10 protein-coding genes and 1 tRNA gene are annotated in these 14,011 nt (G+C 71.6%); 7 read left to right on the top strand and 4 right to left on the bottom strand.

Annotated elements, in window-relative coordinates:
* Both ACFQ53_RS04075 and ACFQ53_RS04070 read left to right on the top strand, forming a co-directional pair.
* Entirely contained in the window at window positions 1–549 is a 549-nt protein-coding gene (locus tag ACFQ53_RS04075) for an NAD-dependent epimerase/dehydratase family protein (protein ID WP_377855695.1), read from the top strand.
* Window positions 444–1,034 (top strand): hypothetical protein, encoded by a 591-nt coding sequence (locus tag ACFQ53_RS04070; RefSeq protein WP_377855692.1) that lies wholly within the window; start codon window positions 444–446, stop codon window positions 1,032–1,034. The genes ACFQ53_RS04075 and ACFQ53_RS04070 overlap by 106 nt, the downstream gene beginning before the upstream one ends.
* On the opposite strand, the gene ACFQ53_RS04065 is transcribed toward ACFQ53_RS04070, so the two are convergent.
* A complete protein-coding gene (locus tag ACFQ53_RS04065; RefSeq protein ID WP_377855688.1) occupies window positions 1,024–1,986 on the bottom strand; it encodes a DNA-formamidopyrimidine glycosylase family protein in 963 nt (320 codons plus the stop codon). The two genes, ACFQ53_RS04070 and ACFQ53_RS04065, sit on opposite strands and share 11 nt — an antisense overlap.
* Window positions 1,986–6,788, bottom strand: coding sequence for an ATP-dependent helicase (locus tag ACFQ53_RS04060; protein WP_377855685.1), 4,803 nt, complete (start codon window positions 6,786–6,788; stop codon window positions 1,986–1,988). The genes ACFQ53_RS04065 and ACFQ53_RS04060 overlap by 1 nt, the downstream gene beginning before the upstream one ends.
* 350 nt (window positions 6,789–7,138) lie before the next feature.
* On the opposite strand from ACFQ53_RS04060, the gene ACFQ53_RS04055 reads away from it, so the two are divergent.
* Entirely contained in the window at window positions 7,139–7,765 is a 627-nt protein-coding gene (locus tag ACFQ53_RS04055; RefSeq protein ID WP_239201773.1) for a superoxide dismutase, read from the top strand.
* Between the two features lie 349 nt (window positions 7,766–8,114).
* Window positions 8,115–8,699 (top strand): single-stranded DNA-binding protein, encoded by a 585-nt coding sequence (locus tag ACFQ53_RS04050; protein WP_377855682.1) that lies wholly within the window; start codon window positions 8,115–8,117, stop codon window positions 8,697–8,699.
* A gap of 25 nt (window positions 8,700–8,724) precedes the next feature.
* Here the strand turns inward: ACFQ53_RS04050 and ACFQ53_RS04045 are convergent, their stop codons facing one another.
* A complete protein-coding gene (locus ACFQ53_RS04045) occupies window positions 8,725–9,270 on the bottom strand; it encodes a PPA1309 family protein (protein ID WP_249479348.1) in 546 nt (181 codons plus the stop codon).
* 146 nt (window positions 9,271–9,416) lie between these two features.
* Here ACFQ53_RS04045 and ACFQ53_RS04040 point away from each other — a divergent pair, with 146 nt between their 5' ends.
* Both ACFQ53_RS04040 and ACFQ53_RS04035 read left to right on the top strand, forming a co-directional pair.
* Window positions 9,417–12,548: a UPF0182 family protein gene (locus ACFQ53_RS04040; protein WP_377855677.1), complete on the top strand. Its 3,132-nt coding sequence runs from the start codon at window positions 9,417–9,419 to the stop codon at window positions 12,546–12,548.
* Between the two features lie 200 nt (window positions 12,549–12,748).
* Window positions 12,749–12,822: transfer RNA gene (locus tag ACFQ53_RS04035), tRNA-Met, on the top strand.
* A 311-nt stretch (window positions 12,823–13,133) separates the two neighbouring features.
* Here ACFQ53_RS04035 and ACFQ53_RS04030 read toward each other — a convergent pair.
* Window positions 13,134–13,313 (bottom strand): hypothetical protein, encoded by a 180-nt coding sequence (locus ACFQ53_RS04030; protein WP_377855674.1) that lies wholly within the window; start codon window positions 13,311–13,313, stop codon window positions 13,134–13,136.
* Window positions 13,314–13,622: 309 nt separating this feature from the next.
* Between ACFQ53_RS04030 and ACFQ53_RS04025 the strand changes: the two genes are divergently transcribed.
* A complete protein-coding gene (locus ACFQ53_RS04025) occupies window positions 13,623–13,946 on the top strand; it encodes a type I restriction-modification system subunit M N-terminal domain-containing protein (protein WP_377855671.1) in 324 nt (107 codons plus the stop codon).
* Window positions 13,947–14,011 lie beyond the last annotated feature (65 nt).

Raw genomic sequence — 14,011 nt, 5'->3', positions numbered from 1 at the left:
ATGCCTGCCCAGCGCATCCTCGTCACCGGCGGCTCCGGCTTCATCGCCGGCCACTGCCTCCTGCAGCTGCTCGAGGAGGGGTACCGGGTCCGCGCCACCATGCGCTCCCTCGAGAAGGAGGCGCGTGTGCGCTCCGAGCTCGAGGCGGCCGGCCTCACCCGTGGCGAGGACCTCGAGTTCGCCGCGGCGGATCTGACCTCCGACGACGGCTGGGCGCGCGCCCTGGACGGCGTCGACGCCGTCCTGCACGTCGCCTCCCCGGTCATGCCCGGCCATGTGGAGGACGAGGCGCAGCTCGTGGCCACGGCCCGCGAGGGCACCTTGCGCGTGCTGCGAGCCGCCCGCGACGCCGGGGTGGAGCGCGTGGTCCTCACCTCCGCCTTCCGGGCCGTGAGCTGGGGCACGCCGACACGGACCGGGTTTTCACCGAGGAGGACTGGACGGTGCTCGACGGCCCAGGGGCCGACGCCTACGCCCGCTCGAAGACCCTCGCCGAGCAGGCCGCCTGGGAGTTCGCCCGCAGCGAGCCGGATGCGCCGGACCTCGTGACCATGCTGCCGGTCGCGGTCATGGGCCCGCTGCTGAGCGCGGGAGCCTCGGGCGCCAACCACGTGGTCCTGAGCCTCCTGCAGGGCGCCATCCCTGCGAGCCCGCACCTGTTCTTCCCGATCGTCGACGTGCGCGACGTCGCCCGAGCCCATGTGCTCGCGCTGCGGAGCCCGTCGGCCGCGGGCCAGAGGTATCTGCTGTCCGACGGACCGGCGCTCGAGATGCAGGAGGTCGCGCGGATCCTGCGCGAGCACCTCGGGGAGGCCGCCGCGAAGGTCCCCTCGCGCTCACTCCCGAACGCCGTGGTGCGGGTCGCGGGACTGTTCTCCCGCCAGATGCGCGCCATCGTCGCCGACCTGGGCGTTGCCAAGCGCGCTTCCCACGAGAAGGCGGCCCGCGAGCTCGGCTGGGAGCCGCGTCCCGCGCAAGAGGTGATCCTCGACGCCGGGCGCAGCATGATCGCCCAGGGGCTCGTCAGGTCCTGAACCCGCGTCGCCGGGATCCTCGTGTCCCCGCGGCGGCTCGCTGCGCTCCGTCCTCGGGGGCACCGGCCTGGCAGCGCGGGCACACGAAGATGACCCGTCCCTCGGACCCCTCGATCGCAGGCTCGATGAGGTCCCCGCGCTCGATGCGCGCGCCGCAGCGACGGCAGGGTTCGCGGGCGCGTCCGTAGGCCCACAGGTCGCCGCGTCGGCCCATCATCCCGCCAGTCGTCATCCGCACCGCGCGGCTCGTGTTCACCGTGAGCAGGCGCTGGGCGAGGTCGACCATGCCGGGCAGGTCCGCGACCTCGCGCAGCGGGGCCGACGGGTGGATCCGCTGCAGGAAGCACAGCTCGCAGCGATAGATGTTGCCGATCCCGGCGAGGTTCCGCTGATCCAGCAGGGCGAGGCCCACGGGCCGCTCGGGCCGTGCCCGAAGGTTCTCGAGCGCCTGCGCACGATGCCGGTCGGACCAGTCCGGGTCCAGGAGGTCGGGACCCAGATGGCCGATGAGCTCGTCCTCGTCGGCCGTGCGCAGCAACCGCACCTGCTTCACGTCGTACCCGACCGCCCGGACCTCGCGGCCGTCGTCGCGGAGCGCCTCGAGCACGATGCGGGCGGTGTGCCGGGGACGCGGGCCGGCGCTCGTGTCGCTCGAGCGCAGGGAGATGCCGTCGACGTGCCAGATCCCGTCCATCATCAGGTGGCTGTGGAGGGTGAGCGGCTCGGCCGTTCGGGTGGAAGTGAGCTGACCGCAGGTCGCGCCCGGACCGCTGGGCGGGAGCAGTCGCAGCAGCAGGTGCTTGCCGCGCGGGACCACCTCCTGCACCCTCCAGCCGCGCAGGTCCGCGGTCGCAGCACTCGGCACCCGCAGGTCGCTGCGGGTGATCTCGGCGCCGGCGAGGGCCTCGTGGAGGATCCGGCACTGGCGGAAGACGGTGTCGCCCTCGGGCATCAGCGGCCTCCCGCGCGCAGGCGCAGCGACCGCGGGGAGCGGTAGCAGCCGGCGTCGACGAGCGCCCGGACCACATGGGCGACCTCGGCGTCCTCGAGCCCGTGCCCGACGATCCGCTCCACCTGCAGCTGCGGCAGCAGGGACTCCTCGCGGATCGCGCGGGCGAGCTGCTCGGCCACCAGCGGCGTGGCCTCCTCTCCGGCCCACCACAGCAGGCTCTTGCCACCGCGCTCCACGAAGGCGGCGACCTCGCCGTCGACGAGGACGACGAGCGTCCCGGCGCGGCGCGCGGGCCGCGCCGTCGTGCCCTCGGGCGGGGCGATCGGCAGGGCCGGCCAGGGCAGCGCGGCGCCATAGGGGTTCGCCGGATCCGTCGCGGCGAGCACGAGCGTCGACGGTCCGGCGCCGCCCTCGCGGCCATCTGCTCCTGCGTCCCGCCGCGACTGCGCTTCGTGCTCGCGGTCGCGCAGCAGGTCCACGGCCTCCACGGGCGCGAACTGCGAAGCGCCGAGGCCGTCCACGAAGTAGCCGCGCCGACAGCTGCCGGCCTCCTCGAGCGCCGACAGCACCCGGTAGACGCCCGCGAACGAGCCCGGCACGTCCTCGACGTCCATCGCACCGCGGGTGAGGACGCCGTGGCGGTCCAGCAGCAGCGTCGCGAGCGCCGCGGAGCGTGCGGAGGGCTCCACCGCCTCGACCCGCAGGGCCGACCACCGCCCCGCGCCGACGGGCCCGGTGACCAGCTGCGACGGCTCCGAGGCACCCTGTCGCATCATGGCTGCCGAGAGCCGCGCAGCGCCGCGCCGGGTGAGGGGACGCGAGCGGCCCGACCGCCCCGCGCCGCCCGTACGGCTCGCGCCGCGGGAGGGCGCGGGCCCCAAGGCATAGGTCCGCAGGGCCTCGAAGGAGTCGTTGGTGACGAGTCCGGCGAAGGCCAGGTCCCAGAGAGCCTCGTGCACGTCCTGCGGACGGGCGGCCTCGCCGTCGTCGTCCCCAGCGTCGCTTGCGAGCGCGGTGAGGATCTCGCCGTGGCGCAGGGCGCCCGGGGTATCGCGCAGCAGGGCGAGGATGCGGGCGCTCAGCGATCCCTCGACGAGCGCGCCCGCGGACTCCTCGAGGGCGCCCGCATCCAGCCCCAGGGGGAGTGCATCGGCCAGATGGAGACGCACCCATCCGTCGGCCGCCCCGAGCCGGCCGTGCCCGGACCAGACCACCTCGCCGGAGGCGAAGGCTGCGTCGAGGACGGCGGGGGAGAAGTCCGGGAGGCGCGCGGGAAGGATCTGGGTCTCCCAGGTGCTCAGCGGCAGGGAGACCCCCGCGAGCTGGTCGATCACCGAGAGCAGGCCGTCGGCCCCGCGCCAGTCGGCCCGGGCCCGGCGGCCGTCGGACCGCCGCGCCGGCAGGTGCTGCCAGTCGGAGAGGAAGCGCGCGTAGACGGGATGGGGGACGGGGGCGATGTCCTTGCGCGAGGCGGCCAGGGAGGCGCGGCGGATCCGCCGCAGCATCTGGGCATCCACCCACTCCTCGCCCTCGCGCCCGGGCGTGAACTCGCCCTGCTGGAGGACTCGCTCGCCGGTGAGCTGCTCGAGCGCCGTGCGCGCGACGCCGGGGGCCAGGTCGAAGGCGTCGACGAGGTCCGACGGGGCGAAGGGGCCGCGGCTGCGCGCCCATCGCGAGACGAGATCCGCGACTGCGCGCGGCACGGGCGCCAGGTGCGGCTCGGGGATCCCGGGCGGCAGCGCAGCCCCGAGCGCGTCACGCAGGAGCCCCGCGTCCTCGATCGCGGCCAGGTGCTCCACGCCGCCGATGCGCACGGCGACGGCGCGGCGCGCGTCGACGAGCTCGCGGGCGACCTCGGCAGCACGATCGGAGGCGCGCTCGTCCGTCTCGTGGAGCCTCGCGGAGATCTGGTCGAGCGTGAGCGGGCCGAGGCGGCGCAGGGCGTCGGCCGCGTCCTCGGCGCCGCGCAGCGGACGCTCCCCGTCGAGGCCCTGCGCGCGGCGCTCGACGTCCTCGATCACGCGCGCGTCCAGCAGCTCGCGCAGGCTCACGCTGCCCAGCAGCTCCGCGAGCAGCGACTGGTCGAGCGCGAGGGCTGCGGTGCGACGCTCGGCGAGAGGCGCGTCGGTGTCGTAGATGAACTGCGCCAGGTAGCCGAACAGCAGGGAGCGGGCGAACGGCGAGGGGGAGTCCGTCTCGACCTCCCGCACCTGCACGCGACGCCCGTCGACCCCGCGCATGAGGTCGACCAGGGCGGGCAGGTCGTAGACGTCCTGCAGACACTCGCGCGCCGCCTCGAGCATGATCGGGAACTGCGGATAGGGGCGGGCGACCTCGAGGAGATGACCGGCCCGCTGGCGCTGCTGCCACAGGGGCGCCCGGGAGCGCGGATCCCGGCGCGGCAGCAGCAGCGCCCGGGCCGCGCACTCGCGGAAGCGGGCCGCGAACAGGGCGGAGGTGCCGACGAGCCGCCGCACCTCCTCCTCGATCTCCTCGGGCGTGAAGACGAAGAGGTCCGCCCCGGGCGGCTCCTCTCCGTGCGGGATGCGCAGCACGATGCCGTCGTCTGCCGCCATCGCCTGGCCGTCGAGCCCGTACCGCTCCTCGACGCGGGCGCCGACGGCGAGGGCCCAGGGGCCGGTGATGCGCTGGCCCAGCGAGCAGTGCAGGACGACCCGCCAGTCGCCGAGCTCGTCGAGGAAGCGTTCGATGATCAGCTGGTCGGGGCCCGGGACGACGCCGGTGGCCTGCTCCTGCTCGGCGAGGTGGTCGATGAGGGCGCCGCGCGCGTTCTCGTCGAGGCCCAGGGATCCGAGGCGCTCGCGCGCGGCCTCCTCGGGAAGGGCCGCGAGCTCGGCCTGCATGCTCGCGATGGCGCGGCCCAGGGTGGCCGGCCGTCCCGCGCCCTCGCCGTGCCAGAACGGGATGCGGCCGGTGAGGCCGAAGGCGGGGGAGACGGTGACGCGGTCGGCGGTGATCTCCTCGATCCGCCAGCTCGAGGTGCCCAGCGTGATCACGTCCCCGCGACGGGACTCGTAGACCATCTCCTCGTCGAGCTCGCCCACGCGCCGCGGCTGGGTCTCGCCCTCGGCGGCGACCAGGTGCACGGGGTAGAGACCGCGGTCGGGGATGGTCCCGCCGCTGGTGACGACGAGGCGCTGGGCACCGGGCCGCGCCTGCAGGGTGCCGCTCGCGTGGTCGTGGACCAGGCGCGGACGCAGCTCGGAGAAGGCGGTCGAGGGATAGCGGCCGGCGAGCAGGTCGATGGTCTGGTCGAAGGCGGACCGGGGCAGCGAGCGGTAGGGGTGGGCCTCGCGCACGAGGTCGAACCACTCCTCGACGTCCAGGTCCTCCGCGAGGGCCGCGGAGACGGTGTGCTGGGCGAGCACGTCCAGGGCGTTGCGGGGCACGGCGAGGGGCTCGATGCGGCCCTCGACCGCCTCGTGCACGGTGACTGCCGCGCGCAGCACGTCGGAGGCGTGCAGCGGGTGGAGCACGCCCTGGGAGGTCGCGCCGACGTCATGCCCGGCCCGGCCGATGCGCTGGAGCAGGCTCGAGACGCTGAGCGGGGTCTCCACCTGGATCACGAGGTCCACGGAGCCCATGTCGATGCCGAGCTCGAGGGAGGAGGTGGCGACCACGCAGCGCAGCGCGCCGGACTTCAGCTGGTCCTCGATGCTCGCGCGGATGTCCTTGGACATGGATCCGTGGTGCGCGCGGGCGACGTCCTCGATCCCGTCGGGGTCGACGGTGGCGTCGTCGGGTCCGGTGTCCCGGGACGAGGCGCCCGTCGGGCGGGCCACGAGGTCGGAGTCCCCGTCGGCACCCAGCGCGAGGGCGGCCGCATCCTCGACGAGCCGCCGGCGGTGCAGGGTGTTGAGCTTCGCGGTGAGCCGCTCGGCCTGGCGGCGCGAGTTCGTGAACACGATGGTCGAGCGATGGGCGAGGACCTCGGCGAGCACGGCCCGCTCCACGTGCGGCCAGATCGTCCCGGAGACGTCGTCCTCGTCGACCGCGTCGGGGGGAGGATCGATCGCGGAGAGGTCCGGCACGGGCAGGTGCACGCCGATGTCCCAGGCCTTGGTCGACGGCGGGCGCACCACCTGCACGGCGCCGCCGGTGCCGCCGCCGGTGCCGCCGGGCGCCCTGCCCCGTCGACCGGCGCCGCCGAGGAACGCGGCGACCTCGTCGACCGGCTCGACGGTCGCCGAGAGGCCGATCCGCTGGGCGGGCCGGTCGAGCATCGCGTCGAGCCGGGCGAGGGAGAGCGCGAGGTGGACTCCGCGCTTGGTGCCCGCGACCGCGTGGACCTCGTCGACGATCACGGTGCGCACGCCGGCGAGGGTCTCCCGCGCCGACGAGGACAGCATGAGGAACAGCGACTCGGGGGTGGTGATGAGGATGTCCGGCGGGTGGGCGAGGAGGCGGCGGCGTTCGGCGGGCGGGGTGTCGCCCGTGCGCACGCCCACCCGGAGCTCGCGGTGGTCGAGGCTGAGTCGCTGGGCCGCGCGCATCGTTCCCACCAGGGGCGACGTCAGGTTCCGCTCGACGTCGACGCCCAGCGCCTTGAGCGGGGAGATGTAGAGGACCGAGGTGGACTCCGGGAGCGTGGCGCCGCCGAAGGCGAGATCGTCGATCGCGGTGAGGAAGGCGGCGAGCGTCTTGCCCGATCCGGTCGGGGCGACCACGAGCGTGTCCTCGCCGCGGCCGATCGCCTCCCACGCGCCCTCCTGCGCGGGCGTGGGCTCGGCGAAGGCCTCGGTGAACCAGGCTCGGGTCGCGGGGGAGAAACGATCGGGCATTGCGCGGGCATCCGCGCTCGAGGGCGCATCGAGACCCGGACCCCGCTCCGGGGGCGCGGCGCGGTCCGCCGCGGGATCGGCCCCCGCACCCGGGGCCGTCCCCCGTCCAGCACCTCGTCCGCGCGCCATCGGGCCATTCTCGCAAGGCGGTCCGACGAACGGGGCGCGCCCCGGATACTCGCCCTGCTCCGCCCTTCGCCTCGCCTCGGCGGCGGTGCCGCCTGCGCGTCGCCGTCGGCATGTCCTGTGTGAACGCGCCCTGACCGTATGCAGGGCCGACGTGGCAGGATGGACGACACGGCGGGACCCGTCTGCGGTCCCCGCGACCTCGAATGGAAGGGATGAACCTCATGGCGGAGTACACGCTTCCCGATCTCGATTATGACTACGCGGCGCTGGAGCCCCATATCTCGGGCCGGATCATGGAGCTGCATCATGACAAGCACCATGCGACCTATGTGAAGGGTGCGAACACGGCGCTGGAGAAGCTGGCGGCGGCGCGCGAGGCGAATGATTTCGGCTCGATCAACCAGCTGTCGAAGGATCTGGCGTTCAACCTGGGTGGTCACACGAACCACTCGATCTTCTGGAAGAACCTCTCGCCGGAGGGTGGGGACAAGCCCACCGGTGAGCTCGCGTCGGCGATCGATGAGTACTTCGGGTCGTTCGATGCGTTCCAGGCGCAGTTCACGGCGGCGGCTCTGGGGATCCAGGGGTCGGGCTGGGCGATCCTGGCGTACGAGCCGATCGCGGGGAACCTGGTGATCGAGCAGTTCTACGATCAGCAGAACGGGATCCCGGTGGCGACGGTTCCGCTGTTCCAGCTGGATATGTGGGAGCACGCGTTCTACCTGGACTACCAGAACGTGAAGGCTGATTACGTGAAGGCGATCTGGAACATCGTGAACTGGGCGGATGTCCAGGCGCGGTTCGAGAACGCGCGCAGCACGAAGGGCCTGGTCAACCCCGGCGCCTGAGGTGCCATGACCCACCTGATCCGCTGACCCCTGCGCGGGCGCCCGAGCACCGGCGCCGCCTGCGGGGGCGAGCGATCAGCTCGACCGGCGGCCTGCTCCTGATGAGGAGCCGGCCGCCGGTCTCTTCATGTCTCGTGGACTCAGCGGGGTCGGGCGGAGGAACCGATGCGCCGGCCGCCCCCGGCTTACGGCACGGCGTTCGCGCCTCGACCCCGTGGGTCCTCCCCAACGCCGGGTTATCCCCATTCCTGCAGCGACCGTGGCGGACGGCGTCGCCGCTGGGAACTCTGGGGGAGTCGGCAGAGGGCCGACGGCGGGCCGAGCCCCGCCTCCGAGGAAGGAACCCGCCATGAGCATGAGGGATGTCTACGTCACCGTCCGCGGCAACGCGACGAGCGACGCCCACACCACGAACAACCAGAGCGAGCCGACCGTCATGGTGCGGATCGCCGTGAACCGCCGCTACTACGACAAGGGGATCGAGGACTACAAGGATGCCGCCACTCCGGACTTCTACAACATCTACGGCACGAAGGCGCTGGGCAGGAACATGCTGCGCTCGGTGAAGAAGGGCGATCCGGTCATCGCGACCGGCCGCCTCAGCTATTCCGAGTGGACGTGGGAGGACGGCTCCGAGGGTCGGAGCATGCAGGTGCGCGCGGATGCGGTGGGCCACGATCTCGTGTTCGGCACCACGCACATGACGCGCGCCCAGCGCCACGACGATCCGCCCGTCGACATCAACACCGGAGAGGTCTTCCCCGGCGGACAGCCCTCCATGGTGCGGCCCCTCAGCGGGGTCGTGGGCGACGACGGGGGCGGTGCGCCCGCCGCCACGCCGCCCGAGGGCGCCTCCGACGGCCCCGGGGCCGACGAGGACGAGAGCAGGCAGCTCGCCGGTCAGGGAGCGGGCGGCGCCGACGCGCCGTTCTGAACCGGACCGCCGCTCCGGACCGGGCTCACTCCTCCCCGGTGACGGCCTCGCGGATCGCCGCGACGACATCGGGGAGGAGCTGCGCGCCGAGCGTGACCTCCTTGTGGCCCTCGCGGCGCACCGCGCAGAACATGGTGCCGTCCTCGAGCGCGGCGACCGCGGCCCGCATGCTGCCGGCTCCCGTGGGGAGCGAGTCCTCGGGTGCGCGCTCCTCGCGCTGCGCGGCGCTCAGGTCGAAGCACGCGGCCAGGCCGGTGATGCCCTCGGGCCACGCGAGCGCGGAGAGGGAGGAGAGGGGGTCGGAGTCCGAGGGCACGTCGTCGAGCTCGACGGGAGTGAGGTGCCGGGAGTCCTGAGCCAGGCTGAGCGCCACGTCATCGCCCAGGAGCGCCGCGAGCCCCGGCTGCTCGGCGAGCAGCTGAGCGCTGCGCAGGAGGGCGAACCAGTGGACGCGCTCGAGCGCAGGCTCCTCGAGATGGCGGAGCACCTCCAGGAGCACGCCGGCCAGGGCCGCCTGCGCGGGGTCGAGATCGTCGTGCGGGGCATCGGCCCCGCGGGGAGTCTCACTCATCACAATCCTTCCAGGGGAGACCTGGCAAGATGGGAGGGCCACCGTTGCACGCGGTCGGCCCCACACTGTATCCGGAGCTGCGTCTCCTCCACCCGGCGATGAAGCCCCGGTGCGGTGTTCATCCCACGACTCTCCCAGAGGACCCCGTGAGCTTCTCCGCACCCCTCGGTGACCAGCCCCGACCCCGACCACAGCCGGCCGGTGCCGGTTCGTCGGGGAGGCGCCGCCGCCTCTCCCCGCTCTCGATCACGATCGGCGTGCTCGCGCTCATCGTGATCCTCCTGCTGATCGCCTCCGCGGTGTGGACCAGATTCCTCTGGTTCGACCAGATCGGCTTCACCGACGTCCTCACCACGCGCTGGCTGACGCAGGGGCTCCTGTTCCTGAGCGGCTTCCTGGTGTTCGCGGTGCCGCTGTTCTTCTCGCTGCGCCTGACGTACACACATCGGCCGGTCTACCCGCCGGTGACGCGGGAGCAGGAGGCCATGGAGCAGTTCCGCGCGGCCGTGGACCCGCTGCGCCGGGGCATCACGATCGTCGCGCCCATCGTCATCGGCGCCTTCGCCGGGCTCGCCGCGACCCGGCGCTGGCAGGATGTCCAGCTGTTCCTGCATCCCCAGTCCTACGGCAGCACCGACGCGGTGTTCGGCCTGGACGTCGGCTTCTACGTGTTCACGCTGCCGGTGATCACGATGATCATCTCGTTCCTGCAGTTCATGGTGCTGGTCTCCGCGGTCGCGGCGGTCGCCGGGCACTTCGTGTACGGCGGGATCAGCTGGACGCAGGAGAGCGGCCTCGAGGTCACCACGACGGCGCGGCGCCACCTCGGGATCGTCGCCGCCGTCTACGTGCTGCTGCTGGGCGTGGGCCACTGGTTCCACCGCTACGGCATGCTCACCGGCGAGCACGACCGCTTCGACGGCGCCTCCTACACGGACGTCCACGCGATCCTGCCCGCCCAGACGATCCTCGCGATCGCCGCGGTCATCGTCGCGGCCCTGTTCGTGCTGTGGATCTGGCGGGCCGACTGGCGGATCCCCGCCGTCGGCGCCGGTCTCATGGTGCTCTCCACCCTCGTGGTGGGCACCGCCTACCCGTGGGCCATCCAGCAGTTCAAGGTGACCCCGAACGAGCGCGCCCTCGAGCAGCCGTACATCCAGCGCAACATCGAGGCGACGCGCACCGCGTGGAACGTCGACGACGTCACCGAGACCTCGTACTCCGCGTCCACCACGGCCGAGGCGGGCGCGCTGCGCGAGGACGCCGACACCACCGCGCAGATCCGCCTGCTGGACCCCTCGATCGTCTCCCCGACGTTCGAGCAGCGCGAGGCGAACCGCCAGTACTGGGGCTTCGACCAGGTGCTCAGCGTGGACCGCTACACGATCGACGACCGCCTCCAGGACACCGTGATCGGCGTGCGCGAGCTGCGCCCCGACAAGTTCAACCTCGACAGCCGCGGCTGGGTCAACCGGCACATCGTCTACACGCACGGCTACGGCCTCGCGGCCGCCTTCGGCAACCAGCGCAACTCGGACGGCGAGCCCGACTTCCTGCAGTCCGGAGTCCCCGGCAAGGGCGAGCTGGGCGATTTCGAGGAGCGAGTCTACTTCGGCCGCCACTCGCCGGACTACTCGATCGTCGGCGCGCCCGAGGGCTCGGAGCCGGAGGAGTTCGACTACCAGACGGGGACCGACGAGAAGAACGAGGGCGCCCAGCACAACAACACCTTCACCGGTGACGGCGGCCCGAAGGTCGGCAGCTTCTTCAACCGTCTGCTGTACGCGATCAAGTTCCGCGATCCCAACATCGTCATCTCCAGCTACGTCAACTCCGACTCGCAGATCCTCTACGACCGCCAGCCGCAGGAGCGCGTGAAGGAGGTCGCGCCGTTCCTGCAGCTGGACTCCGAGATGTACCCGGCGGTCGTGGACGGGCAGATGGTGTGGGTGATCGACGGATACACGACCACCGACGCCTACCCGTACTCGACGAAGCAGAATCTGGATTCCGCCACGGTCGACTCCAAGACCGCCGAGGAGGACGCGAGCGACAACTACAGGGACGCGCACGCCAACTACATGCGCAATTCCGTGAAGGCCACCGTCAACGCCTTCGACGGCAGCGTGAACCTGTACACCTGGGACACCGAGGACCCGATCCTCAAGTCGTGGCAGCAGGTGTTCCCCGATTCGCTGAAGCCCGCCTCGGAGATCTCCGGCGACCTCATGAGCCACCTGCGCTACCCGGCCGACTACTTCAAGGCCCAGCGCGAGATCCTCGCGAAGTACCACGTGACGGAGGCCGACGAGTTCTTCGGCCAGCAGGATTTCTGGCAGGTCTCGCCGGACCCGACGGCGAAGGCATCGACCAACGCCGACGGCTCCAAGGGCACCCAGGCCCCGCAGCCGCCGTACTACCTCACGATGCAGATGCCGGGGGAGGAGTCCCCGCGCTTCACCCTGTCCTCGAACTACATCCCCTATCAGGGGCAGAGCGGGCAGAACGTGATGACGGGCCTGCTCGCCGTGGACTCGGAGACGGGGGACAAGGCCGGGAACCCGGCCAAGACCTTCGGCAAGATGAACCTCCTGGTGCTGCCCACGACGAACCCCGTCAACGGCCCCGGGCAGGTCCAGGCCACCTTCAACGCCGAGCCCAACGTCTCGCAGGCGCTGAACCTGCTGAAGTCGGGGAACTCCGAGGTCATCAACGGCAATCTGCTCACGGTCCCCGTGGGCGGCGGCCTGCTCTACGTCCAGCCCGTCTACATCCAGTCCTCCTCCGCCGGCGGCGGCACCCAGTACCCGCTGCTGCAGATGGTGCTGGTGTCCTTCGGGGACAAGATCGGCTTCGCGCCGACGCTCGACGAGGCCCTCGACAAGGTCTTCGAGGGCGACTCGGGGGCCAACGCGGGCGACGCGAAGGTCGAGAGCGACCAGAGCGGCGCGGTCTCCGGCTCCGTGGACACCGAGAGCGGGGAGGCCGACAAGAGCGACGCGTCGGGCGCCTCGAAGGACTCGGGCGACTCCGGCGATGCGGGGTCGGACACGGCCGGCGGCACCGCCCAGCAGCGTCTGGATCAGGCGCTGAAGGACATGGACCAGGCCACCAAGGATGCCGACGCCGCGATGAAGAAGGGCGACTGGAACGCCTACGGCAAGGCGCAGGACGAGCTCTCCGACGCTCTGCAGCGGGCGGTCGACGCCAACAGCGAGATCGAGGGCTCCGGTGGCGCGGCGAGCGACGGCGGGGGCGCGAGCGACGGCGGGGACTGACCCGCCGACCGCGACGGCGCCGGCCGGACCCGTGCTCGTGGGTCCGGCCGACGTCCGCGCGGATGCCTGCGCGGATGCCCGCGGCCGCTCGGAGCCCCGTCTGACCAGGACCGTCGGAGGAGGGTGACGTGTCATGGCACACGTTCCCGCCCTCCCGGCTGGACTCCGAATCGGGGGTGTCCTAGAGTTGAACATGTCGCCGCGGGGTGGAGCAGTTCGGTAGCTCGCCGGGCTCATAACCCGGAGGTCGTAGGTTCAAATCCTGCCCCCGCTACGAATAGGGCCCCTCACCTGGTACTTCACCAGGGAGGGGCCCTTCACTTTGCCCGGGTCCAAGCGAGCTATACGCAGAGCTATACGCAAGGTTGCGCAGCGCTGGGCGGTCGCTGATCGCCTCTACCGTGCGATGATCACGCCATGGAACACAGTGAGCACGGCCACAAGCCTTCTGAGGGCGAGACCCCAGGGACTCCGCTGACCGATGACGATCGAGCGCTGCTCGCCGACGAGTCCGTCTGGGCGGCGGCTGACGCGGCAAGCAAGCGTGGCGGTAGCAACCCGCGCCCCCGACTTGCGTAGAGCCGTCTAGCGAGAATCTTTCCACCAGCTAGGAACTTGACGCCCGGATCGCTCCACGATGCCGTCGGCCGCCGCCACCGCGGACGGATCGTCGGATGCGTCCTCGAGAGCCGTGCGCAGCAGCGCGTCGACGTCTTCCGCCGTGCGGATGTAGTCGGCTGCATCGAAGCGGTGCTCATCGTCCATGCGCTGATTCTCCGCTCCCGACGGAGAGTTGAACAGGTCATTTGCTCGGGCCGTCCCCCGAATCATCCGTGGATGCAGAGGCGGAGCGGGCCCTGACGTGCTCGTGCCAGTTCCGAGCGGGCTCAAGTCGAGCCCGTTGGCTGTTGCTCTGGAGCCGACGCGCAGTGCAGCGCGGGCTCCAGTCCATTCCGCTTCAGGACGGACGTCTCGGCCCGGGACAAGTTGGCCGACCACGGTCCGAATGTCGTGTGACCCGATATCGTTGCAGCATCGTCCACTTCACGATTCAGCATCGGAGATCGAGCCACTGTGTCAGCCCTTTCCAGCTTTGTGTGGGGTGTCGCTGACACTCTGCGCGGTCCCTACGCGGAGGCCGAGTACGGCTCCGTCATCCTTCCGTTCACTGTCCTGCGCCGTCTCGAGTGCGTCATGGAGTCGCATCGTGAGGTGATGAGCGAGGTGGTCGCGACCTACGACGGTGAGCAGCAACGGCGGACGCACCTCAAGATCCGTACCCGCAGCGCAGACAACGCGGGGCTATCGTTCTGGACGACGAGCAACTACACGCTGAAGAAGGCACTACAGGACCCGAACAACCGGGACGGGACTGCCGCAAGGATGGGTGACATCTGATCTGGCTTGCCCGTAGGGCGGCCTGGAAGGATGTGTACCATGCCCGCTCCCTACCCCCAGGAGTT

This window comes from Brachybacterium sp. NPDC056505, from assembly GCF_042794925.1.
In the GTDB taxonomy this organism is placed as follows: Bacteria; Actinomycetota; Actinomycetes; order Actinomycetales; family Dermabacteraceae; genus Brachybacterium; species Brachybacterium kimchii.
The sequence above is the reverse complement of the archived record's forward strand: the minus strand, read 5'-3'. Positions and strand labels throughout refer to the sequence as shown.